22 protein-coding genes are annotated in these 23,736 nt (G+C 47.0%); 9 read left to right on the top strand and 13 right to left on the bottom strand.

Going from position 1 to position 23,736, the window contains the following annotated elements; genetic code table 11:
• Nucleotides 1–26: 26 nt before the first annotated feature.
• From I3248_RS01250 to I3248_RS01225, 6 genes are all read right to left on the bottom strand, one after another.
• Complete coding sequence (locus I3248_RS01250) at nt 27–1,397, bottom strand: APC family permease (RefSeq protein ID WP_238062245.1); 1,371 nt, start codon at nt 1,395–1,397, stop codon at nt 27–29.
• A gap of 102 nt (nt 1,398–1,499) precedes the next feature.
• The gene (locus I3248_RS01245; RefSeq protein ID WP_238062263.1) at nt 1,500–2,153 is read right to left on the bottom strand and encodes an MOSC domain-containing protein; all 654 of its coding nucleotides are present in this window, start codon (nt 2,151–2,153) and stop codon (nt 1,500–1,502) included.
• A 289-nt stretch (nt 2,154–2,442) separates the two neighbouring features.
• Nucleotides 2,443–2,844, bottom strand: coding sequence for a ribosome silencing factor (gene rsfS / locus I3248_RS01240; protein ID WP_037058907.1), 402 nt, complete (start codon nt 2,842–2,844; stop codon nt 2,443–2,445).
• Nucleotides 2,845–2,941: 97 nt separating this feature from the next.
• Nucleotides 2,942–3,796 (bottom strand): nicotinate-nicotinamide nucleotide adenylyltransferase, encoded by an 855-nt coding sequence (locus I3248_RS01235; RefSeq protein WP_238062244.1) that lies wholly within the window; start codon nt 3,794–3,796, stop codon nt 2,942–2,944.
• 124 nt (nt 3,797–3,920) lie between these two features.
• The gene (pta, locus tag I3248_RS01230) at nt 3,921–6,068 is read right to left on the bottom strand and encodes a phosphate acetyltransferase (RefSeq protein ID WP_238062243.1); all 2,148 of its coding nucleotides are present in this window, start codon (nt 6,066–6,068) and stop codon (nt 3,921–3,923) included.
• A gap of 189 nt (nt 6,069–6,257) precedes the next feature.
• Nucleotides 6,258–7,493, bottom strand: coding sequence for an acetate kinase (locus I3248_RS01225; protein ID WP_025644995.1), 1,236 nt, complete (start codon nt 7,491–7,493; stop codon nt 6,258–6,260).
• A 543-nt stretch (nt 7,494–8,036) separates the two neighbouring features.
• Here I3248_RS01225 and I3248_RS01220 point away from each other — a divergent pair.
• The 4 genes from I3248_RS01220 to I3248_RS01205 all read left to right on the top strand — a co-directional run bounded on the left by I3248_RS01220 (nt 8,037) and on the right by I3248_RS01205 (nt 11,942).
• Nucleotides 8,037–8,312 (top strand): lipoprotein, encoded by a 276-nt coding sequence (locus I3248_RS01220; protein ID WP_025644997.1) that lies wholly within the window; start codon nt 8,037–8,039, stop codon nt 8,310–8,312.
• An 88-nt stretch (nt 8,313–8,400) separates the two neighbouring features.
• The gene (gene lysA, locus I3248_RS01215; RefSeq protein WP_238062242.1) at nt 8,401–9,774 is read left to right on the top strand and encodes a diaminopimelate decarboxylase; all 1,374 of its coding nucleotides are present in this window, start codon (nt 8,401–8,403) and stop codon (nt 9,772–9,774) included.
• Nucleotides 9,775–10,013: 239 nt separating this feature from the next.
• Nucleotides 10,014–10,901 (top strand): diaminopimelate epimerase, encoded by an 888-nt coding sequence (gene dapF / locus I3248_RS01210; RefSeq protein ID WP_025645001.1) that lies wholly within the window; start codon nt 10,014–10,016, stop codon nt 10,899–10,901.
• Nucleotides 10,902–10,961: 60 nt separating this feature from the next.
• Nucleotides 10,962–11,942, top strand: coding sequence for a tyrosine recombinase XerC (locus I3248_RS01205; RefSeq protein WP_025645003.1), 981 nt, complete (start codon nt 10,962–10,964; stop codon nt 11,940–11,942).
• A 173-nt stretch (nt 11,943–12,115) separates the two neighbouring features.
• Here the strand turns inward: I3248_RS01205 and I3248_RS01200 are convergent, their stop codons facing one another.
• Nucleotides 12,116–12,991, bottom strand: a complete 876-nt coding sequence (locus tag I3248_RS01200) for a carbon-nitrogen hydrolase family protein (protein ID WP_238062241.1) — start codon at nt 12,989–12,991, stop codon at nt 12,116–12,118.
• 199 nt (nt 12,992–13,190) lie between these two features.
• Between I3248_RS01200 and rpoN the strand changes: the two genes are divergently transcribed.
• Both rpoN and raiA read left to right on the top strand, forming a co-directional pair.
• Nucleotides 13,191–14,870, top strand: coding sequence for an RNA polymerase factor sigma-54 (gene rpoN / locus I3248_RS01195; protein ID WP_238062262.1), 1,680 nt, complete (start codon nt 13,191–13,193; stop codon nt 14,868–14,870).
• 471 nt (nt 14,871–15,341) lie between these two features.
• Nucleotides 15,342–15,722: a ribosome-associated translation inhibitor RaiA gene (raiA, locus tag I3248_RS01190; RefSeq protein ID WP_025645009.1), complete on the top strand. Its 381-nt coding sequence runs from the start codon at nt 15,342–15,344 to the stop codon at nt 15,720–15,722.
• Nucleotides 15,723–16,098: 376 nt separating this feature from the next.
• Here the strand turns inward: raiA and thiS are convergent, their stop codons facing one another.
• From thiS to I3248_RS01170, 4 genes are all read right to left on the bottom strand, one after another.
• The gene (thiS, locus tag I3248_RS01185) at nt 16,099–16,299 is read right to left on the bottom strand and encodes a sulfur carrier protein ThiS (protein ID WP_025645011.1); all 201 of its coding nucleotides are present in this window, start codon (nt 16,297–16,299) and stop codon (nt 16,099–16,101) included.
• 67 nt (nt 16,300–16,366) lie between these two features.
• Nucleotides 16,367–16,738, bottom strand: coding sequence for a DUF423 domain-containing protein (locus I3248_RS01180; RefSeq protein ID WP_025645013.1), 372 nt, complete (start codon nt 16,736–16,738; stop codon nt 16,367–16,369).
• A gap of 231 nt (nt 16,739–16,969) precedes the next feature.
• Nucleotides 16,970–17,833 (bottom strand): RNA polymerase sigma factor RpoH, encoded by an 864-nt coding sequence (rpoH, locus tag I3248_RS01175; RefSeq protein WP_037058941.1) that lies wholly within the window; start codon nt 17,831–17,833, stop codon nt 16,970–16,972.
• Between the two features lie 274 nt (nt 17,834–18,107).
• A complete protein-coding gene (locus I3248_RS01170; protein WP_238062240.1) occupies nt 18,108–18,608 on the bottom strand; it encodes a sulfurtransferase TusA family protein in 501 nt (166 codons plus the stop codon).
• Between the two features lie 416 nt (nt 18,609–19,024).
• Between I3248_RS01170 and I3248_RS01165 the strand changes: the two genes are divergently transcribed.
• Complete coding sequence (locus tag I3248_RS01165; protein ID WP_238062239.1) at nt 19,025–20,614, top strand: M48 family metalloprotease; 1,590 nt, start codon at nt 19,025–19,027, stop codon at nt 20,612–20,614.
• Between the two features lie 55 nt (nt 20,615–20,669).
• On the opposite strand, the gene I3248_RS01160 is transcribed toward I3248_RS01165, so the two are convergent.
• Together I3248_RS01160 and rpsU are read right to left on the bottom strand one after the other, a co-directional pair.
• Nucleotides 20,670–21,119, bottom strand: coding sequence for a GatB/YqeY domain-containing protein (locus tag I3248_RS01160; RefSeq protein ID WP_025645019.1), 450 nt, complete (start codon nt 21,117–21,119; stop codon nt 20,670–20,672).
• Nucleotides 21,120–21,289: 170 nt separating this feature from the next.
• Nucleotides 21,290–21,505: a 30S ribosomal protein S21 gene (gene rpsU, locus I3248_RS01155; protein WP_025645021.1), complete on the bottom strand. Its 216-nt coding sequence runs from the start codon at nt 21,503–21,505 to the stop codon at nt 21,290–21,292.
• 452 nt (nt 21,506–21,957) lie between these two features.
• Between rpsU and I3248_RS01150 the strand changes: the two genes are divergently transcribed.
• Entirely contained in the window at nt 21,958–22,482 is a 525-nt protein-coding gene (locus I3248_RS01150; RefSeq protein WP_025645023.1) for a c-type cytochrome, read from the top strand.
• Nucleotides 22,483–22,641: 159 nt separating this feature from the next.
• A complete protein-coding gene (gene tsaD / locus I3248_RS01145; protein WP_201557558.1) occupies nt 22,642–23,712 on the top strand; it encodes a tRNA (adenosine(37)-N6)-threonylcarbamoyltransferase complex transferase subunit TsaD in 1,071 nt (356 codons plus the stop codon).
• The last annotated feature ends 24 nt before the right edge of the window (nt 23,713–23,736 follow it).

Genomic DNA, 23,736 nt, shown 5'->3' with positions numbered 1-23,736 from the left:
GAATTGCTCTGTATAAAAGGGGATATTTAATTACTACTATCACTACCCGCATAAACAATTTTTCTATAACCAATCGCCCCCAAAACGATAAATACCGCTAATAAGATATAAGCGTTTAACGACAGTGCCGCAGGCGAGAAGGGCAGCAGTAGCAAGGATATAAAGACCATACTAATCAGCACTGATAAATAATTTAGAATACCTGCTTGGTTCTTTCGGCGCTCGTTGAGTAGATCAGCCATGGTGACATAAGCGAAGCCAACGGTAATGCCTAATGATGCCATACTGACGATATCGAGCAAGTAGTTGCGACCGAGCCACGGCGAAAATAAGCAAACGATGGCGATGATGGTCACCGCTTTGGTCTTACTAAAACGCTGGCGCTTATCCGTGAACACGCTTGGTAATAAGGACGACTCACCCATGGATTCTAAAAGCTTGACGGAAGATAAGATAAAGCCATTAATACCGCTAAGTATCGAGCCGATCATGGCGATCGATAGTAGCCCAATGCCAATGCTGCCAATACGGTTCTCTATCCCTTCGCCTGTCGCCCAGCCACTATTCTGAATCGCTTGGTAATCAAAGCTCATATTTAGCGCCGTGAAGTAGTTGATCAAAAAGTAGAACAATACGCCCGCGATAAGGGAGATGAGAATAATACTTTTGGTTTTAGTCTTAGAGTCGCTAATGGCTTTGGAGATCTGCGGCGTGGTCTCAAAGCCCACGTACGCCCATGGCATCACGGCGAGAATCGGTAGCCAAACGAGGCTGGTAATAGAGCTGCTGGGCATGTCCGTTGGCAAAAAGGTCTGCGTCATCGGCACAGCCCACAGTGAGCCAAAGAACAGCGCGGTGACCGAGACAATCATAAACAGGGCGATATATAATTGAATCTTGGCACCGACTTGTACGCCCCTGAGGTTAATATAGCTAAATAAAATAATCGCCGCGCTACACACAAATACCTCGCTGGCGTAGACCTCCCAGCCAGCAATGCTATACAAATAGCCGATCTGTAAGCTACTAGGCAACAGATATCTCAATAAGAGCGCCACGGCAGAGATATTGAGCGCGACGATGGAGATATAGCCTATTGCCACACCCCAGCCATAGACGTAGGCATGTTTGCGATTGATATGTTTTTCAATCCAATAGATACCGCCGGACTCATGCTCTGGGGTTTGGGTCAGCAGATTAATATAAGCGCGCGCGACCATATAGATCGCTAGAGTACCGACAAGAATGGCGACGGATGAGCCCAGTAGCTGCGACTCGGGTAAGAATAAATCGCCCGGCATCACATAAGCGCCCCAGCCGATAATCGCGCCGACGCTGATGGCTATGGCTTGTAGATAGCTGATATTTTCTGTCTTTGTTGTCTTTGTTGGGCTCATGAGTTGCCCCTTAGACACATAAAAGTATTAAGAATAAGCACAATTATTTTAAACTTAGCGTGGATCATAAAAGCCTTTTAGTTTAATAGGTTAAGCGATCTCTCAGCTCTTTTTAATCTTTTTTTGCAGCACTGTTTTCCAACTCTCCTCCAAACACTCAATAGCCAACCAAGGCTCAATCACTTCAGCATCATGTTTTTCTTTTGAATTAGCCAGTTGCCATAGCGCCTCTAGCGTGGCAAACGGATAGGGACGCTCTACCAAATAGACCGGTAAATCCGCGTCAATTGTGCCATCGCGTACGACCTGAAAGTACCAACCTGCGATACCTTGTTTACTGACCCAAGACGCGATATTTGGGAGTTGCTTGGTTTTAAACTGCCCAATTTGGTCGTTGATTTTATAGCAAGGACGGCGCGGTTGTACGATACGTAATTGCACGCTTTCAGTGTCCTCGATTTCACCATATTGATAGACATCGCCGATACAAACCGTAGCTTCCGTCATCTCTGGTAAGTCATTGACCGCTTGAGTAATAAGGTTTTCGCCCAGTGTACCCACGCGCACGTTTAGATCGAACTCAGCATTGATCTGCTCGTAAGTCGCAGGCGGCAGTTGATGCACCGCTTTTAGTGGGCCGCCATGATGCTTACGGTCGGCTTGTTCATCAGTCGCAAGGCCCATAAAATTGACCGCAACGGGTGCTTTGATCGGTGCTTTATCGATAGCGCTCATTTGCTCACGGGCGAAGGGCATGGCTTTGCCTGCGCGCACATCGATTAAAGTGGCGATATGTAGGGGTAGCGGTTGATTAAAGTCATGTGCTGCGCTTTGAGAATTTTGAGAAGTAGAGTCTGTATTGGCGGCGTTCATTGAATGTCCTAGCAGATCGTCACGTGAATAAGGCTATAGTATCGCAAAGTGTAATGGTTTTGTGTTTGATTAACTTTGTCGCTTATATAAAGCGCCAGTTATCAACGACATAAAAAAAGACCAGATATTTTATCCAGTCTGTTTATTAAGTGCGCTAGTCAGTTTTTTGCGTTTAGTTACGACGACCGGCTTTTTTTTCACGCGGCGTGGCAACTAATTCTGCTAAGCTCTCAGGCGATGACCACAGGCCTTCTAAGTCATAGAACTCGCGCGCAGCTGGCGTCATCATGTGCACAACGACAGCGCCCAAGTCGATCAGCGTCCAGTCAGAATCAGTGCCACCTTCGCGGCCTAATGGCATAAAGCCTGCTTGCTTAGCATCAGCGCCTAAGCTGTCAGCCAACGCGCGAACATGGCGCTTGGAGGTGCCCTCAGCGATAACCATATGCTCCATGACGTCTGTTAAGTCCTCGACATCAAGTACGGTGATGTTTTTGGCTTTCATACCATCCAAAGCGGAGGTTACTAGCGTTAAGCATTCTTCTAAACGTTCGTTAGTCATAGTGTTGCTCATAAATTTGTATCTCTTTAATCGTCATTCGCTATAAAAAGTGAATCGTCATCGGCCATAAATAAGTGGTGACGACTATAATAAGGTGATTTTAACGGAATTAGTCTGCGGAATATAGCTTATGCTGCACAATATAGTCATAAACTGCAGGATGTAAGTGTTTGGATAGATACTCGCAGTGATTAAGCAAGCCATCTTTTATAATAGGGGCGGTATAATAAGTCAGGAGTTGGTTACGAATCTTTGTACTAGATACTTTCTGTACGGGTCGTGAGTCTATATAAATGCGTCCTTTGCGTAAGGTTTTCAAGCCTTTATCTGCTAAGTTTTGGGCTGCTAAGCTGTCAATAGGAGTTGCAACCAGCTCGCTGATAGAGTCAACCACTTGCGCCGGTAGCGAATTAGGTAGCTCATTGATGAGCAAAGCTCGCTGCTTATCACTTAAGGTTTTATTATTATCAAAAGGTTTATGCGGTAAGTTAGGGTCTGTAAGGTTAGCATTGGAGCTGGCGTTGTCGGCACTACGATCAAACACCCAAAGATGAACGTAGTCCGTCAACTGTAAGCCCTGTTTCCATTTATCTAAACTACGAGCACTATCCATACCCATAATAAATATCAAGACATCTTGCGGATAGCGCTGACGTAAAGTCCGCACACTATCGATAGTATAGACAGGCGGGGGTTGCCAAATCTCAAGCTCATCGACGCGTATGGGCGTATCTTGCACCGCGAGTTTTAGCATAGCCAATCGATGCTTGGGTGCTAGGCTTTGTGATTTAAAAGGCGAACGCGCGTTGGGTAATAACGACACTTGTAGCTCACAGTTTCGCTCGGCCGTAAGCGGCGCAAGCGAGTTATACACTAACATCGCCATTTCAATATGAGCGCTATGTACTGGATTGAACGAGCCGCCCAAGTAGGCGCGAATGGCAGTAGGGAAAGGTTTAGTCATAGCGTCATTATAACGTTTGTCGATAGATATTTCTGCTTAATCAGCAGGTATCATCAGCTCTATCAAAAAAGCGCTCAACATAATGATGCTAAGCGCTTTTTTGATAGAGTTAATATAAGTGATGTTAAATTAAATCACTATAAGCCTGAATAGCCGTGAGAGCAATAGTGTAGACAATATCATCGACTAGAGCGCCGCGCGATAAGTCATTGACCGGCTTATTAAGGCCTTGGAGCATAGGACCGACACTGATGACGTTGGCGCTACGCTGCACCGCTTTATAGGTGGTATTACCGGTGTTAAGATCAGGAAAGATAAAGACGTTGGCTTGACCTGCGACCTTGGAGTCTGGCGCTTTTTGTTTACCGACGCTCATCACAGAGGCGGCGTCATATTGTAATGGGCCATCAACGGCTAGATCTGGGGCACGCTCGCGGACGATTTTCGTCGCTGTAATGACTTTTTCGACATCAGCGCCAGTACCAGACGAGCCGGTCGAGTAGCTGATCATCGCCACTTTTGGGTCGATACCGAAGGCGGCGGCAGACTGCGCCGATTGAATAGCAATCTCAGCCAGCTCCTCAGCAGTTGGATCAGGGTTAATAGCACAATCACCGTAGACGACGACTTGCTCAGGCAGCAGCATAAAGAATACTGACGATACTAAGGAATATTGCGGCGCGGTTTTGATTAGCTGAAACGCGGGACGTACGGTGTTGGCAGTGGTATGAATCGCGCCAGACACTAGGCCGTCGACTTCGTCTAGTTGTAGCATGGTCGTGCCTAGATAGACCGTATCTTGTAGATATTCAGCAGCGACCTCGCTGGTCGTTTTACCTTTACGGCGCTCAACTACTGCATCAATATACTTGCTCATATCAAGACTAGCAGGGTCGATGATTTCAAGCCCCTCAGGCAATACTAAATCACGGTTTTTGGCGACTTGTTCGACTTCGCTACGCTGCGCTAACAGCACGCAATCGGCGATACCGCGGCTTTGACAGATACAGGCGGCTTCGACGGTACGCGGCTCAGCGCCTTCTGGCAGTACGATGCGCTTTTTGGCGTTTTGTGCTTTTTTGACCACTTGATGGCGAAACGCAGCAGGCGAGAGACGGGCGACATAATCACCGCTAAAGTATTCTTTTATCCAGCTGAGATCTAAGTGTGCTGCAACATAACGAGCGACATCGGTTGCGCGCTCGGTATCATCGCTTGGTATCTCAGAACTCATGTGTAGTAGGTTTTGTACCGTCTCAAAGCTATCGGTCTCGACGCTCATGACAGGAATGCCAGTCTTCAGCGCTGACTGCCAAAGCTCAGCTACGGTCTCGTTAGGGACTACACCGCCTGTCAGTACTAGACCTGCTAATGGTACGCCGTTGATACAAGCTAGGCCTGCTGCTAGCAGTAGATCATCACGGTCGCCTGGCACCACAATGAGCGTACCGCGCTTAAAGACCTCATCAACGCGCGAAACGGAGCGTGCAGTCAGGCTAATATCATTGATACGGCGCGATTTGGCGTCGCCGACGTTGAGCCAAGTGGCATCAAGCTCAGCGGCGATATCCCAAGTACGCGGCACGGAGAGCGAGTCACTAAATGGCACGACACCGATGAGACGGAAGCGCTCGCTATGAAAATGCGGTGATAGGCGCTGCACCTCTTGGATGAAGTTTTCATCTAAGCTCACTACCGCCTCACCAGGAGCGACAGGCTGAGTCTCAAAGGTATTAGGCACGTCATGCACGCGCATTAAGATAGTGCCAAGCGTACGTTCATGAGCGATACCGCCAAACTCGCGCGCGTGCACGTCAAGCTTGTCTGCTAGATAAGCAGGATTGCTGATGTCGACAGTGCTGACAAAGATAATCTTCGCGTCTAAAGCATGGGCGATGGCTTGGTTAATTTGAGAAGCGTAAGAGGCTTCGGTGGTTGGCACTAAGCCTTCACAGATAACCACATCAGGCTCGCCATCAATACTGTGATAATTGCCAATAACCTCTTCCATTAGCTCGTCAAGATTACCATCGCCGATCATGCGCTCAACGCGCTGACGGTTGATAGATTTGGGCGGCGTTAGGCCAAACGCATGCATGATAAGGGCGCTTGAGCTGTCCAAGCTGTTTTGTTTATCGAGCGTATCGTCTTGCAAAAACGGCTTCATAAAGCCGGCTTTGATACCGTTATAATCAAGCGCGCGAATGAGGCCAAGAGCGGCTGAAGTCACGCCGATACCGCGACTGATAGGAACCAATAAAATAGTTTGCATAGTGTATCCTACGGTTTGTTATATTTTTAAAGACTGAGAATGTATGATAGGCGGCTATTATTGTTGCTAATAAGCGACTAGTCTAGCAAGTAACTGGGTTAATAAAAGACTGAGCTAATAATAGACCCGTTTGCGCAGTCAAAAAAAAGCGCCATGCTTATACAGCGACAGCGCTTTTTTATTAACCCTTTAGTCTAGACCCAAGGTTTGACGGGTTTCTTTAGCGATTTGACACTCTTCGTCAGTTGGGATGACCCACAGCTCAATACTGCTATCGTCACTCTCAAAGCGCCCTTCTGCGCCGCCAACGAGCGATTTGTTTTTGTCTGCATCGAACGCGATACCGAAGTGACGCATCACGTTTAGGATACGCGCGCGCGTGGTCGCTGAGTTCTCGCCGATCCCGCCGGTAAAGACAATACCGGTAAACTCAGGTAGCGCGCAGCTGAGGCTCGCCAAATACTTACCGACGCGATAAGCGAACATCTCGATTGCCAGCTCGGCATCTTTATGACCTTCGTTAGCTGCTTGCTCGACGGTGCGTAGGTCGTTAGACAGACCCGAGATACCTAATAGGCCACTTTCGCTATTGAGCATTTTATCTACATCTTCCAAGCTCATACCAAGTTGACGCTTTAGGTGGATATGTAGGCTTGGATCGACATCACCACTACGCGTGCCCATCATCAGCCCCTCAAGCGGCGTCAGTCCCATACTGGTATCTAGACTTTTGCCATCATAAACGGCAGTCGCTGAGCAGCCATTTCCTAGATGCGCAGTCAACCAGCCTTGCGGGCCATTAGCTTCGGTGAGCTGGCTGGCACGTTCTGAAACGTAAGCGTGCGAGGTACCATGAAAGCCGTAACGGCGGATTTTTTCTTCTTCATATAGCGCTTTTGGAATCGGATAACGATAAGCCACAGGCGGCATAGTCTGGTGAAAGGCAGTATCAAAGACCACGACTTGCGGAATATCAGGATAGATCGCTTGTACCGCTTCGATGCCTAGAGCATTAGCTGGGTTATGCAAAGGTGCTAACGACTTGAGACGTTTCACTTCCGATAACACATGATCGTTCACTTTGACCGCTTCTGAGTATTCACGCCCGCCATGGACGCCGCGATGACCGACAGCGATAAAGTGATACTGCTCGAGGAGCTCAAGCACTTTTTGTAAGGCAAGTTTATGACGGCCACCTGGAATAGCAATTTCAAGCTTTTCACCATTTAACGCGGTATGTTTGATACGAGCGGTATCGAGACCTAAATTTTCGGCCAGTCCCGTGATACGAGTCGATTCATCCTCGCTGATCAAAGCGTACTTAATAGAAGAGGAGCCACAGTTGAGGACTAAAGTGGGATTGGTTAATACTGAGTTGTCCGAGTTCTCATCGCTAGAAGCGGAGGGGTTGACGCTGTCATTCATGCTCTATCCTTAGATTATGGCTGTTGGGTTGTGGGTGTTGGATTATGGGTAGGAATAATAAATCATATAATAAGTAGGGGTTCAATCATTTAAACCATTTGAATGATTAAAGCAAAATAAAATGCTAAAGCTAAAGACAAGGTAGCATATTTTAGAACAATTACCACACTTGCGGTTAAGCGTTATACCACAATAACTATAAGGTTTAAGACAAGCATCCGTCAAGTATTAGTTACAGCTGTACACTGAGTGTCTAAAAAATAGTCTCCGCGCGTGCCACAACCGAACGTACAACACGCCCCATTAAATGTAGCATTTATAAAGAATAATGATAGGTCAATATTGCAACTAAAATTATCGCTAAACACAGTCAATCGCTGCCAATTAATGCTATGATTACAGCCTATTTGATGCTCGATACTGGCTGGTATGGTACGGTTAGCGAGCAGGATTATTTAGCGTTAAAATATCAATAGCTGATTGTGAATTTTGCGCAAGCAGTTTTAGCGCAATCAGTGATGCATGGTTAATGGCTTACCACTTATGAAAACTCTAAAACCGAATTTTATATTTTCAAAACTTACTGCTATGGCGGTTACTCTAGTGGCTCTGAGTTTGAGCGGCTGCGGACAAAAAGGCCCGCTATACTTGGCAGATACTGAGCAAGGGCTCATCACCAGCGCTGAGGTATTAGACAGTACCAGTCAGCCGCAAGATGCTGCATTTGCTGGGGTAGATGATGACGAGTATAAGCGTACACGCTATCTTGAGGAGCAGCAAGTGCTGCCTGAGCCAAGCGATGATGCAAATGATTATTGATTGATTGCTAAGCGATTACTAAGCGATGCTGCAAGTTTAATAATGTGATAATTTCCTTTGAAAACCTGAATGAATGAAAGAGAGGACTATGAGTAACTCTGAGCCGCAAAGACAGGCAACTGTGGCAGATAGCCAAGCGATTACCGTACAAACTGAGCACGGGTTGTATATCGATCCTCAAGCTTTAAGCGCCCATCTGCCAGCGCTGAGCTACCGCGATAACGAGCTGTATATTGAGGACGTTAGCGTGAGCGGTTTGGCTAAGCAGTACGATACGCCTTGTTATGTCTACTCTAAGCAGGCGATCTTGGATGTTTATCAAGCCTATAGCGACAGCTTCGCCAGTCTTGAGCACCAAATATGCTACGCGGTAAAAGCCAATTCTAATTTGGCCGTATTAGGCATCTTGGCGCAGGCTGGAGCTGGCTTCGATATCGTCTCACGTGGTGAGCTGATGCGCGTGTTAGCAGCAGGCGGCCAAGCGGGTCGCGTCGTCTATTCAGGCGTAGGCAAGACATACAGCGATATCGAATTTGCTCTGCAGCAAGGTATTGGCTGCTTTAATGTCGAGTCCATCAGCGAGCTGTCGTTAATTAATGAAGTAGCCGACCAGCTAGATACACCAGCGCCGATATCCCTACGGGTCAATCCTGACGTCGATGCTAAGACTCATCCTTATATCTCAACGGGGCTAAAAGATAATAAGTTTGGCATCGCTCATGAACAGGCGCTTGACGTTTATGCGCAGGCCGCGGCGATGTCACATATCGAGATCGTTGGTATTGATTGTCATATCGGCTCGCAGCTCACCGAAGTTGCGCCCTTTGTAGCCGCACTGGACAAAGTGATTGAGCTGGTGCAGGCTTTAGCGGATCAAGGTATTACGCTCAAGCATGTGGACTTGGGCGGTGGACTAGGCGTGCGCTACATTGATGAGTCGCCAGTGTCCATCGCTGATTTTGCCGACGCGCTATTGCCGAAACTCACTGAGCTGGGTCTCAAAGTATTCTTTGAGCCGGGGCGCAGTATGGTTGCTAATGCTGGCGTGCTACTCACTCGCGTTGATGTGCTCAAACCGACCGAGCACAAAAACTTTGCTATCGTTGACGCGGCAATGAATGATTTGATCCGCCCAGCGCTGTATCAAGCCGAAATGGCAGTGATTCCTCAGCAGTTACCTAACGGTGGTATGCAAGCTGACGATACAAAGGCCTGGGATATTGTTGGCGCTATTTGTGAGACAGGTGATTTTTTGGCTAAGGATCGTGTATTGGCGCTTGCCGAAGGCGATATCTTGGCTATCACTGGTGCTGGCGCTTACGGCTTTACTATGAGTAGTAATTACAATTCGCGTCCGCGTGCTAGCGAGGTTATGGTGGCACAGAGTCAGCAGCAGTTGATTCGTAAGCGTGAGACGATCGAAGACTTATACCGCGATGAGATGCGTTGGCAAGATCAATAGCGAAATGACTAGCCGGCCCCTATGTCCATGGTAAAAGTCTGAGCTAAAAAGCTCCTAGTGATTTAGTAAGTTTATTTTAAAAGCCCATTGTCATGATGACAGTGGGTTTTTTATGCTGACTATTTTATGACGAGTATTTCATGACGGTCTCTACCATTCATCACACGCTGATAGTTATCATTGTACAGGGTAGCGTGCTAATATAACCGACATATAAAAACAGAATAGGACACAAGGATATGTTGATAGAGTTTACAAAGATGCATGGGCTAGGTAACGATTTTATGGTTATCGATTTGGTGACTCAGCGCTTAGATTTGACCAAAGAGTTGGTAGAGTTATTGGGCGATCGGCACTTAGGTATAGGCTTTGATCAGCTGCTAGTCGTTGAGCCGCCAATGCGCCCGGATGTTGATTTTAGCTATCGCATCTTCAATACCGATGGCACTGAAGTTGAGCAATGCGGCAATGGCGCGCGCTGTTTCGCGCGTTTTGTGCAAGCACGTAAGCTGTCATTTAAGCAGCGCTTGCGGGTTGAGACGGCGAGCGGCGTCATCTCTTTGACCACTGATCGTTATGGTTGGGTCGAGGTCGATATGGGTAAGCCTAAATTTGAGCCGGATGAGATTCCGTTTACCCCAAAAGCCACCACCAAAATCCAAAACGCCTATCATCTCGATGTCGCTGGTACACCAGTACAGCTTTATGTTGCTAATATGGGCAATCCGCATGCGGTTATCAAGGTCGACGATGTGCTAGATGCGGAAGTGGCCACTTTAGGCAAAGCCATTGAGTCGCACCGAGCGTTTCCGGATCGGGTCAATGTCGGCTTTATGCAAGTGATGAATCAGCGTCATATCCGTCTGCGGGTGTATGAGCGCGGAGTGGGCGAGACGCAAGCTTGCGGCACTGGCGCTTGTGCAGCAGTCGCTATCGGTATCCGTGAAGGCTGGCTCGATGAAGGCGAGGATATCCGCGCGCAGCTCTACGGCGGTAGTATGATTGTCAAATGGCAGCCAGGCTATTCGGTAATGATGACCGGTCCTACTGCCTTTGTATATGAAGGGGTGTTCAGTCCAGATGGTATTATGGCGCAAGCGGGTCTCAAGCCTAATTCGCCAAGCTAAATACGGCTAGCTAAGAGAGTATTTAAGATACCAACTAAGAGAGCAATTAAGAGAAAAGCTATGAGCGTCAAAGATTATGTCAATCCGGCAACGGATATAGAGACCGATGCGGTATTACGTGAGCTATTGACGCCAGTGCATCGTTGGCTAAATACCTTGTCAGTACGCAATCACTCTGAGCATACTTTGACAGCTTATCTCGCCGGCGTTCAGCAGTTAGCGTTGTATCTGCGCGGTAAGCGTCTGAGTTGGACGCGCTGTGATAAGCGCCAATTAGCTCAGCATATCTCTCAGCGTCTTGATGAAGATAAGCTTGCGCTAGCCAGCGTGCAGCAAGAGCTCTCGGCGATCCGTCATTTTTATAGTTGGCTTATCGAAGAGGACATAGCGCGTATCAACCCGACGACTGGCTATCAGCTCAAGCGCAGTCCGCGGCCGTTGCCTTCGATTGCTGATGTTGATCTGCTCACTCAGCTTTTAGAGCAAGAACTGCCTGATACGCCAGAGCAGGCGCGATTGTGGCTGCGAGATAAAGCAATGTTTGAGCTGCTCTACAGCAGTGGCTTACGGGTAGGCGAGCTGGTGGCGCTCGATATGATAGATATCGATTTATCTGATTTGCGCGTTCGAGTGACCGGTAAAGGCAACAAAACGCGTTTAGTCCCAATTGGTAATAAGGCAGCTGAAGCGATTAAGCGCTACTTACCGCATCGTAACCTTTGGGTAGAGGGGCAAGACAGCGCTTTATTTATCAGTGAAAAGCTCGGTACGCGGCTCTCTACTCGCGCCGTACAGCAGCGTCTAAAAGTAGCAGCCAAACGCGCTGGTATCGCACAAAACCTCTACCCGCACCTGCTGCGTCACTGCTTTGCCTCGCATATGCTCTCCGGCAGTGGTGATTTGCGCGCGGTACAAGAGATGCTCGGTCATAGCGATATTAGCACCACTCAGATCTATACCCATGTAGACTTTGCTAAGCTTACCCAAGTCTATGATCGCGCCCATCCGCGCGCCTCTCTTACTCAAAACGATAGTGAGTGATAGTCAGATTAAAAATGAACTGCGTTTAATATATAAGTTATGATCGTGGGACTAGTATAAATTTTACTGGCGTGCTGTTATCTTTCGATGCTGCTTAAAATTCATCCCAGTTCCACGTGATAATATGACGTTTTTATTTCAATTAAATTTACACCCAATTCTTATAAATACTATTAAGCCAAGCGATGACATTGAAAAATAGGCATCTTCTTACGGCCTTGCTGCTGCGCTGACTTATCCAAACTAGCGAAAACTAAAGCGTAATCCTTGTGCTTATCCTCAGTTTTCATCTCGCTGCTCTCGTAGCTGTCGACTATCGTGCCATCAAAGGCGGTAATGGCACTATGTCCCCAAGTCTGGCGCGCCTGCCCGTCCTTATAATGATGCTCGCCGCCTTGTGCCGCGCCTATGACTAAGCACTGACTATCTAGCGCTCGCGCGCGTAGCAGTAGCTCCCAATGCGCTTGTCCGGTCAGATAAGTAAAGGCAGACGGCGCGCTTAGCAGCTCAGCACCGGCTTGACGCAAACGTTGAGCAAGCGCGGGGAAGCGCAAATCAAAGCACACCATCATTCCTAGCTGATAGCTCTCACCTGCGACTTCGATAGGGGTGACGACAGTTTGCGTGCCCGGCTCAAACGTTGCCGCTTCGTTATAGCTGCCTTGCTTATCGGCGACTGTGGCGGTGAATAGATGAATTTTGTCATAGCGAGCAAGCCGGCTACCATCGGGCGCAAACAGTTGACTGACTTGACGTAGACGACCATCAGGAACTAGCGCGCCATCCGGACGAAACGGGCAAGGTAGCGAGCCGGCTAACAGGTGCACGTTGTGCTCGCGCGCGTAGCTAGCAAGCGTCGCTGATAGCGACTCGAAACGCTCGGCAGTGGCAAACTGACGACCCATGCTACAACAGTTCTCAGGCAAAACGATCAGCTGCGCGCCTTGAGTGCTCGCTTCCTCAATACCAGCCTTAATAGTGCTAAGATTGGCTTCGATATCTTGCTGACTGTTCATTTGTAGCGCCGCGACGTTTAATACTTTATTCATAGAGCTTCTCGTTTAATAGTAATAGATATTATTTTTAGCGATAAAAAGGACTATAACGCTATATATGTTATAAATTATCATAGCAATAGGACTATGAAAAATGCTATCGTCATGACCCATTAGAGTGATAAGTCGCTATCAACCGTGATTATGAATCAAAACCACATCAGTACTGGAGTGCAATAAACTGCTCATGAGTATGTCATTTGTCTTGGGCGCTACGCTAAATACCTCACAAAAGCTTACCCCGCAGATGCAGCAAGCTATCAAGCTCTTGCAGCTCTCAAGCCTTGAGTTAGCACAAGAGGTGCAAGCCAAGCTTGAGAGTAACCCACTACTTGAGCGTATTGAGGACGAAGAAGAGCGCTATGACGAAGATAGCAGCGATCTAGAAACGGCTGAAGATCCGTTAACGCTTGAGATGTGGAACAGTGGCACTAACGATAATGATGATAGCTATGACGGTTATGACAGCTATGACGGTTACGATAGTCAAGACAGTGTAGACAGCTTCGATAAATTACAGCAAGCCCATATCGACGGTAGCGCGATGGATATCGATAATGAGACGATGGCTGACCCTACTTATGATAGCGCCTACGCTGACCAGCATACTGTTGAGACGACGAGTTTTACGGCAGCGCCCTCAGATCAAGCTGCCTCTAGCCCTATCGATTTTGATGATTTAGAGCGCTATCAAGGCACAACCAACGCCAGTATTCAAGACTATATACGTTGGCAGCTCAATTTTAAACACTTATCAGACACCGACACTATGATCGCCGATTATCTCATCGATGCGATGGATGAGATGGGCTTTATCCGCTTAGATATCGATGACTTGCTGCAGAGTTTTGCCACTATGGCAAGCTTTTATCAGTGGCCAGAGCCAATAGAGTACGATGAAATAACCGTCATGCTTAGAGTCATTCAGTCGTGTGACCCCTTAGGGGTAGGGGCGCGTAATCTGAGTGAATGCTTGGCCATTCAGCTTAGCAAACTTGATCGCAATACAGAGCATTTGGCCGAAGCGCAAGCTCTGCTATCTGCCAGCGAGCATTTAGTGAGCAACAATATTAAAGCGCTAACTCAGGCGACTGGCCTAAAAGCCGCACAGATCACCCCAGCGCTAAGTTTACTGCGTCAGCTCAATCCTGCGCCGGGTCTGGCCTTTCAAAGTAGCCAGTCCAGTTATGAGCAGGCTCCTGAGAGTTATGATATTCCAGATGTCTTAGTTAATCCCATTCGTCGTCATCGTTCAGCGGCGCTCGAAGCAGATAGAGCAGTCAGCGATGAGCGCTGGCAGGTCAGTCTTAATCCAGAGACACTACCGAAACTGCGTATAAATGAAGACTACGCCAATCTAGTCAAACGCGGTGATGATAGCTCAGACAATCAATATCTACGTGAAAACCTCAGCGATGCCAAGCTGTTTATTCGCAGTATTGAGGAGCGTAACCAAAACCTGTTAAAGGTGGCGACGAGTATTGTCAGACGTCAGCAAGAGTTTTTACGTCATGGCGCTTCTGCTATGCAGCCTTTGATCTTAAAGGATATCGCTGAAGAGGTAGAACTACATGAGTCTACAGTCTCCCGTTTAACCACCAGTAAATCCATTTTGACCCCGCAAGGTCTATTTTCACTCAAGTACTTTTTTTCATCGCATGTGAGTAGCCGTGAAGGCGATATCTCATCGACCGCTATTAGCGCTATGATCAAACAGCTCATCGCCAATGAAGCACCAAAAAAACCGCTCTCCGATAGTCGCCTGCAGCAGCACTTGCATGCAGAAGGTATCGACATCGCTAGACGTACGGTAGCTAAGTATCGCGAAGCTATGGGGATCGGCTCTTCCACTCAGCGCAAACAAAAATACTGATTTCAGTGGTGCTAGGAGCGTCAATGAATAGTCGCTTAAAAGGTATGATAGTTGCTGGGAATAAAAATAAAATTTTTTGATTATATAGATTTTAGCAATATATAGCAGTTAACTTTACATTTTATTACAGTATAGCCTCTTGCTACTCTTAGGTATTCGTGACAAATTAGAAGGGCATCAACAGCAAAAACTGAAGGACATTTAGCTTTTAAAGATCGAAGATTTGGAGCTGTTTAAAAGACGAATTCAAAGGCATTCTAAGGTGTCAGTAGATACCGATAATGAGTTTTGACAAAAGGAGATTTGAAGAAGCGACACTTTATATAGAATGCACTATTGGTTATATCGTCATTGCTCTTTAAGATTAGCTTTTAACATCAGTTTTTGACAGTTCGATGGCTCCAGCTGATACCGGTTAGTTTACCGTACTATCAGTTCACTATAAGTGGTAATAAATATAAGGACAAGTATATGAACGTATCTATTAGTGGTCACCATATCAGTGTTACCGATGCCATGAATACCGCAGTCCGCGAAAAATTAGAAAAAATTGAGCGTCATTTCGATCAGATTCAGAGCATTCAGGTGATTTTGTCTTTAGACAATAGTGGTGCTAGTGATGGCGGCAAAAAGAGCCACAAAGCCGAAGCTATCATGCGAGTCTCAGGTCAAGAGATGTTCGTACAGGCGCAAGATGACGACATGTATAAAGCCATCAACGAGATGTCAGATAAGCTTGAGCGGCAAGTACGTAAATATAAGACCCGCCAACAAGATAAAAAGACTCGCGCGACTGGACGTGACAACAGCTATAACAATAGCGAAGCTGCTGATGCTGCCTCAGCGATGTAGCCATGAGCTTACCTATTGAGATAGGTTTATAGTACAAGCATAAACGCTTTGACTGGTTTGGTGGTACGCATAGCTGATAATAAATATAATACCAAAACTTAGCTATGCCTATACCGAGCCAGTCAATCAGCTGTATTTAGCGTGACAACATTCACAATGTTAACAATATTGACAATAAGGAAAGCCAATAAGAAGAATAGAGAGAAGATGATAATTCACTAAATTTCACTAAATTTGTAGCGCAAAATCAGTAGCGCTAATCAACGTAAAACCCAAAAAAGACCTCAACCGATGAAACGATTGAGGTCTTTTTTGGGTTTAAAAATTACCAGTTTGATTTATAGGCATTTAGCTCTGTCTATGAACATAAAGAATTTTAGCCACCACCGACCGCTTGTACCACTTCGATAGTCATTCCTTCCACCACGCGCATTTGTGCCAACTCGCTTTTAGGCACTAGGTCTCCATCGACTTCTACCGCATAGCGCCCTTGACTTAAGCCAAGCTCATTCACTACTAACTGCACGGTTTGATGCGTAGTCTGTAAGGTCTTACCGTTGACAGTGATGGTACTCATAAAGTGGGCTCCCTAGTTATCTAACAGTTATCTAACGTATCCATTTTATTTAATATCGAATCTATGATTAAAGTGGTTTGCCGAGACGAAAAGCTGTTATGGCAAGCCATAACCAACCTGCTATCATCAGCACTCCGCCGATCGGGGTAATAGCGCCAAACCAACGCGGTGCGCCTAAGGTCATAGCGTAGAGACTACCGGCAAATACTATTACTCCGAGCTGTAACAACCACGCCGTCGCTTGAGTGGCATAATTAAGGCGCAGTAATATGCCAACTAATAGCAGTCCGAGCGCATGAATAAACAAATAAAGTGTCGCGGTATGCCACCAAGCAAGCTGCTGCTCATCAACCAAGTTTTTGAGTCCATGAGCGCCAAACGCGCCTAGAGCAACCGCGATAGCCATATTAACGGCAGCAATACCTATCCAATTGATCATTTATAAACTCTTAATTTTTATAAAAATAGCTGTACCTATAGTCAGTTCTAAATAAAACCGATACGCTAATATATTCGTGCAGTTGATATAAATTTTCCTGACGTGCTGTGTCGTTGCGGACAGAGGCTGCGAAAAATTCATCCCAACCGCACTGTATCGTTTTTAACGTGGATTAACTATATAATAAATAATCAAGCCACTCGTACAATCATCACTGTATAAACACAATCATTATTGAATATCGTCAGGCAAAATCACACTCTCAATAGTCATGGCCTCACGGATTTTGTCCATCGCGTTCTTTTCGATCTGACGCACACGCTCAGCCGATATAGAGTAGACCGCCGCCAATTCGTGCAAGGTGGATTTTTGCTCAGTAAGCCAGCGCTGCTCAACGATATCACGAGAGCGATCATCTAGCGTCCCCATTGCTTCAATCAACGCGGATGAATTATTGGCTTCCCAATCAGACTCTTCTACCATCTCAGCTGGATCTATACCGTCCTCTAAGAACAGCTGCGGCGCGTAACGTCCGTCGTCATCATCGCTCGATTGGGTCTCAAAAGAGGCGTCATAAGAGGTCAGGCGCGACTCCATCTCTAGCACTTGCTTGCGAGTGACGTTGAGATCGTTCGCAATCGCATCTGCCTCTTCTAAAGTCAGCTGATTGTTGGTCTTTTTTAGGCTACGTAGGTTAAAAAATAACTTACGATGCGCTTTGGTGGTCGCCACTTTGACAATGCGCCAGTTACGAATCACAAACTCGTGAATCTCAGCTTTGATCCAATGCACGGCAAAAGACACCAAGCGCACGCCCTTATTCGGATCGAAGCGCTTGACCGCTTTCATCAAGCCCAGATTGCCTTCTTGAATCAAATCCGCTTGCGGCAAACCATAGCCTGAGTAGCTACGCGCGATATGTATCACAAAGCGCAGATGCGACATCACGAGTAACCGCGCGGCTTCGACATCACCTTCATCATAGTAGCGGTGTGCAAGCTCTTGTTCTTGCGTTGGGGTCAAAATAGGGATTTGGTGCACAGTATTAATATAAGCGCCTAGGTTTACCCCAGGAGCCGTCAAGTGAGTCGGCATGGCCGGTACTAAATCGCGAGTGCTGGTTTTTTCTAAGGCACTAGCGTCGTACGGCGGTCGTTTTGCTGCCGCTTCTAACGCTGCTGTGCGAGCAGCATTTTGCTCAGTAGTCACTTTATCATTACTGCGAGGTTTTTTTGGTGGTGACGATTTTTTTGTCGCAGAATCAGTGGAAGAAGTAGTCATATCTTTGACCTTAATCAAGTAAATAGGCAAATAAATAAACAAGTATGCAAAGTAGAATAATTATAGTAATTGTAAAGGATAGCTGTCGTTAGTTGCTATCGGTTTTGGTAATGATGAAGTGAAATATTGTATCGGCTTGCTGCGCGGCTTTGTTATGCCTAGCTTCATCAGTAGCAGTAACCGCTTCATCATTGCGGCTATCGGTTACCGTATTAACTAACAGCTGGAGCGTCTCTGCATTGGCCGTTTGCGATTGCCGACAAAAGGCAGTGATGTCCGCTTGCGAGTTAGGATCAGTGGCAACAACATATAAAGACTCACCGATAGCGACATCACGTAAAGCCACTTTTGTCTTTAATAATGGCATCGGACAAGCCAAACCGCGACCATCAACGTAACCCTTTATGAGAAGGGCAGAGTCCGCTTCTATGCTCGTTTTATTATCCAAGTGTGACCTTATCTCGCTGATATAAGAAGCCGGTAATAGCGCTAACAAATCAGCGATAACTTGCTGCTCATTGGCAGACAAGCTCGATGAGAGCGTTATAAAATAAGGGGCAGATACCGTAGTTTTAGACGCAGCTGACATAAATCAAACCTTGAACGATAAATGCTTATTATAACAAACTGCTAGGCTAGAAGAGCAGTTGAATATTATCATCACAGTGTTTGATGTTTTAGCATGGCACAATAATGTTACTTAACCGTGACGCTTGCTGAGATATTAGTAGTCAGTCTTAGCCAACAATTGACGTTATACCGTCAAGCTTATATAGTCAAAACAGCCAAGAACCCTACTATAGTCAGTGCGAAATAAAGTCGATACGCTAAATATTAACGTGCAACTGGTATTCATTTTTCTTGCGTGCTGTGTCTACGCTGTTTCGATGTTGCGCAGCTCTCATTGACAAGATGAATCCTAGCTGCACTGCATCGGTTTTAAAGTGATTCAACTATATCAGCGTTCGGTATTTGCCTGTGTTGCTTAAATAATAGGATACTCATTTGAAGTTTATTTATCGACCATCAACGCCAAGTGTACTCGTGCTGGCACTGCTGCTCAGTAGTGTCAGTTATGGGGCGAGCGTAACGCCAAGTCGCCTTGAGCCGCTTGCCACGCCAACAGTGTCCACCTCAGCTTTTAGCCCTTGGCAGCAGCCGTCCGATGAGCTTGATTTGCCCAATTTGCAAGGGCAGGCGCTGAGCTTTGCTGATCAATATCAAAATAAGCTCATTGGTGAATGGTCGCTACAAAACATCAATGGCCAGGCCAAGATGGAGCACGACCCTTGGATTCAAGAGACGATGAAGGCGATGACTTGGCGACTCAACGCTCAAGCTCGTCAGCAAGCGCCGTTGGCTTTAGTGATTATTGATAATCCAAGTATCAATGCCTTTGCCGCACCCGGCGGGGTTATCGGTATCAACACGGGGACGATACTCGCCGCCAATAGTATGGATGAGCTGGCAAGCGTCGTTGCTCACGAAGTTGCTCATATTAGTCAGCGCCATTATGAGAGCGGGGCAGACGCGCGCAAAAAAGCGCTACTGATGCAAATCGGCGGTATGCTCGCGGCGATAGCTGCCTCCGCAGTCGATGGCGATGCGGCAGCAGCAGTGATGATGGGCTCGCAGACGGCGACTATGAATAGCAGCATGGCCTTTAGCCGTAGTAATGAGCGCGAAGCGGACCGGGTGGGCATGCAGATCATGACGCAGGCAGGCTACGATCCACGCGCTATGCCGAGATTTTTTGCGACGATGAACCAAAAGAGTCAGCTCAATCAAGTCGAAAACCGCTATTTACCAAGCTTTGTGCGCTCACATCCTTTGAGTAATGAGCGCTTAAGCGAGTCGCAAGCCCGTGCTCAGCAGTATGCGCCTTTATCTTTGACGCAGCAGCAGCGCCATCAAGCGTTGTTTGATTTGTTGTATTGGCGCGTGCAAGTCATGGGCCAGCATACCTCAGAAACGGCGCTGACTACCGCCGCGGTCAGCAGTCCTGGCGCTAAGCTTGCCTTGATGTATTGGTACAGTCAGCAGCAACGTTTCGATGATGCCGAGCAGCTGATGAAGGAGCTATCAGCGCTACCAGCAAGTCAGCTGCAGATACTAGAGCCATTATTATCTATCACCTATAGCCAAGTGCTCAGTGAACAAAACAAATGGCAGCGAGCCGTAGAAGTTTTAAGCGCGCAGCAACGCCTTTATCCTGAGCGCCGTGATTTGCGGCTATACTTAGCAGAAGCCCTCACCAGTAATAATCAGCCACTACAAGCGCAAGCTCTACTTAAGCCGTTAACCCAAGAGCAAGCCAGTGACCGCTACGCTTGGCAAAGCTTGCAATTGGCTAACGAAAAACTCGCTAAAACCTCAAGCTCAGCGGCTATCAAAGCGATTGCGACGATTAATGCTCTGCGCTATCGCAGTCATGATCAGCTCTGGAATGGACGTTATGATTCGGCATTGACGTCTTTGACGCAAGCTAAGCAACTGGCTAAGCAACTGCCAAACTCTTCTGGTCGTAGTCCGTTATTAGCCAGTATCAAAAAAGAAATCAGCGAAGTAAAAACCGCCCAAGACTTTAAGCCTTAGGCGGTTAGGAGGGACAAAGTTCGCTATAAACCGAGCGCGTGCAATCGGTGCAGGTCTAGCCTTGCAGCGCTTCTTTGACCAGTCTTGAGATAACCGCGGGATCGGCGCGGCCTGCGGTTTTGGTTTTCATAGCGCCCATGACGCTGCCCATATCGCGCATGGAGGTAGCGCCTTGATCGCTAATCTCTTGGTTGACTAAGGCGGCAAGCTCGTCATCATCCATCTGTTTTGGCATAAACTCATTGATAATGTCAATCTCGAACTGCTCTTTACTCGCCAAGTCATCACGGCCATTCGCGGTAAAAATGGCCAAAGACTCTTGACGCTGTTTGAGCTGCTTTTGTAGTATCTCTAGAACGCCCGCATCATCTAGCTCCACTTTACGGTCGATTTCGATTTGCTTGACGACAGATTGTACATTGCGCATGACTTTGACGCGCTCAAGCTCGCGGGCTTTCATAGAGGTGACAATAGTATCTGCTAGCTTTTGCTTAATAGAGCTCATAATGGTGGCTAATCCTTGTTTATAGGGTGCTTTTTGGTGTTGTAATATAAATTTCGATAGGTAATAAGATGAATAATAAAAAGTGTAGCACAAAAAACGCCACTGATATCTATTGATAACAGTGGCGCTGATGTACGACTACTGATGTACAGCTAACTGATAGCTAGCAATTAGTACATACGCGTGGTACGAATAGTGTCGCGTTGCAGCTTTTTCTTATAACGCTTTACCGCAGCGGCTTTTTTGCGCTTGCGCTCTTGCGTTGGCTTTTCATAAAACTCACGCTTACGTACATCTGACAATACGCCAGCTTTTTCGCAAGCACGTTTAAAACGACGGATAGCGATATCAACGGGTTCGTTTTCTTTGACCTTAACTGCAGGCATGAAGACTCCTTATAGGGATGAGATACAAAGGCATTAGTTTGGCTGTGTATTAGTATTTAGCGCTAATATCTCAAAATTCGCGCATCAGCTCAAACTAGGATAAGTTTGCACAGAAGTACAAGGGCGGTAATTCTACCTAAAATCATCAATAAAGTCAAGGCTTTTGGTGTGCTTATCGTCACTCAGCGACTGATTATAAAAAGACAAATTCTGCGTTATTAGAGCACCTAGAGTTACGTTACTTGAAGTATTTACAGATCAATACCGTCTAATTTGGTTATTTATCTTATAAAGTTTCTTATTTGCTTTATAAAGTAATACTCACTAAGTCACAAAAATCCCGATAAAACACCTTATGACGATAACGGCTTTAACTGAATTTATGCTATGATAATTGCAACAATTCAGTAAGCTTTATCGGTTTTTATATCAATTTTAGTGAGGATGTTGGAATGAGAAAAACGGCACTAAACACAGCATTGTGGACGACTCTAGTGGTCAGCTTGGGCGTTAGTCTTAGCGCTTGTAGCGATGGTCATGAAGCAGTAACAGCGCCAGAGCGAGCCGAGCAGGCTGCTGAGATTGCTCGTGCCAATGCTCCTGAAGCAGAAGATATGGAGTTTGCAGAAACTGAGCCTATGGTTGTCGAGACTACTGAGACAGCAGAAGTTGACGCTGGTGATGCTGAAGCTGAGGTGGCAGCGGTAGAAGAGCCTGCAGCCTCTGAAGATTTAGCCGTCAACGTTGGCGCTGAGCTTTATAACAAGCAATGCATGGCCTGTCACGCTACCGGTCTGCTCAATGCACCAAAATTCGGTGACGCTGAGGCTTGGGCACCGCGTATCGAAAAAGGCGTAGAGACTCTGACCACTCATTCAGCGGAAGGCTTTAATCAAATGCCAGCGCAGGCTTATAATGGCGTGACCGAAGATCAAATCAAAGCTGCTGTTGAATATATGATTGCCGAAGCCAGCTGATAGCCGTTATTCGCTCTTGAAATTTGTTAAACGAGCCGTCATTGTGTGCTAACAATGGCGGCTTTTTGGCTTTAGGGTCAGGGTCTGTTATTAGCACATACAGGGTAATAACGCAGCGACCCCATAGTAGGATAAAGATAGTAAGATAAAGGCGATAGCATGAAAGTATTAGGGTTAGAGACTTCTTGTGACGAGACGGGTCTGGCGATCTTTGATAGCGAGCAGATTAACAGCGCTAATAAGGGCCTAGTTGGGCAAGTATTGTACTCACAAATTGAGCTGCATGCTGTCTATGGCGGCGTGGTGCCTGAGCTGGCGAGTCGCGACCATATTCGCAAATTAGTGCCACTACTCGATGAGCTGCTAGCGCAGTGTGATATGAGTAAAAACGACATTGATGCTATCGCCTATACCAAAGGCCCAGGCCTTATCGGTGCGCTGATGACGGGCGCGCTGTTTGGTCGTAGCTTGGCGTTTGGCTTAGGTATTCCGGCTATCGGCGTGCACCATATGGAAGGCCATCTGCTTGCGCCTTTGATGGGCGCTAATCCGCCGCCGTTTCCGTTTGTCTCTTTGCTCGTCTCAGGTGGCCATACCCAGCTGATCGCGGCTAAAGGCATCGGCGAGTATGAGATACTAGGCGAGTCCATCGATGACGCGGCGGGTGAGTGCTTTGATAAAGCCGCTAAGATGTTAGGCTTGCCTTATCCTGGTGGCCCTAATATTGCCAAGCTTGCTGAAACGGGTAACCCAAACGCCTATGAGCTACCACGGCCAATGCTGCATCGCGGCCTCGATTTCTCCTTTAGTGGCATGAAAACAGCAGTGCATAATCTGATTAAAGATACCCCGCAGTCCGGTGGCTCAGGCAATAGCGCTGATAGCGATCCGCAAGTACGCGCCGATATTGCCGCAAGCTTCCAACACGCGATGGTCGATACGCTAGTAAAAAAATGCGTCAAAGCGCTTAAACAAGCGAATATGAGCAGACTCGTTATCGCGGGCGGCGTCAGTGCCAACACACATCTGCGCGAGACGCTAGAGACTGAGCTGACGAAAATTAATGCGACTGTACATTACGCACCGCCAGCACTGTGTACAGATAATGGCGCAATGATTGCTTATGCTGGATTTGAGCGCCTAAACGCTGGACAAACGGATGATCTGGCAGTGAGCTGTATCCCGCGTTGGCCGTTGACAGAATTACCAGCACTGTTGCCTGCAGTATAACGTTCAAAAGCCATATAAATTAAG

This window comes from Psychrobacter sp. Ps3, assembly GCF_022129275.1.
In the GTDB taxonomy this organism is placed as follows: Bacteria; Pseudomonadota; Gammaproteobacteria; order Pseudomonadales; family Moraxellaceae; genus Psychrobacter; species Psychrobacter submarinus.
The sequence above is the reverse complement of the archived record's forward strand: the minus strand, read 5'-3'. Positions and strand labels throughout refer to the sequence as shown.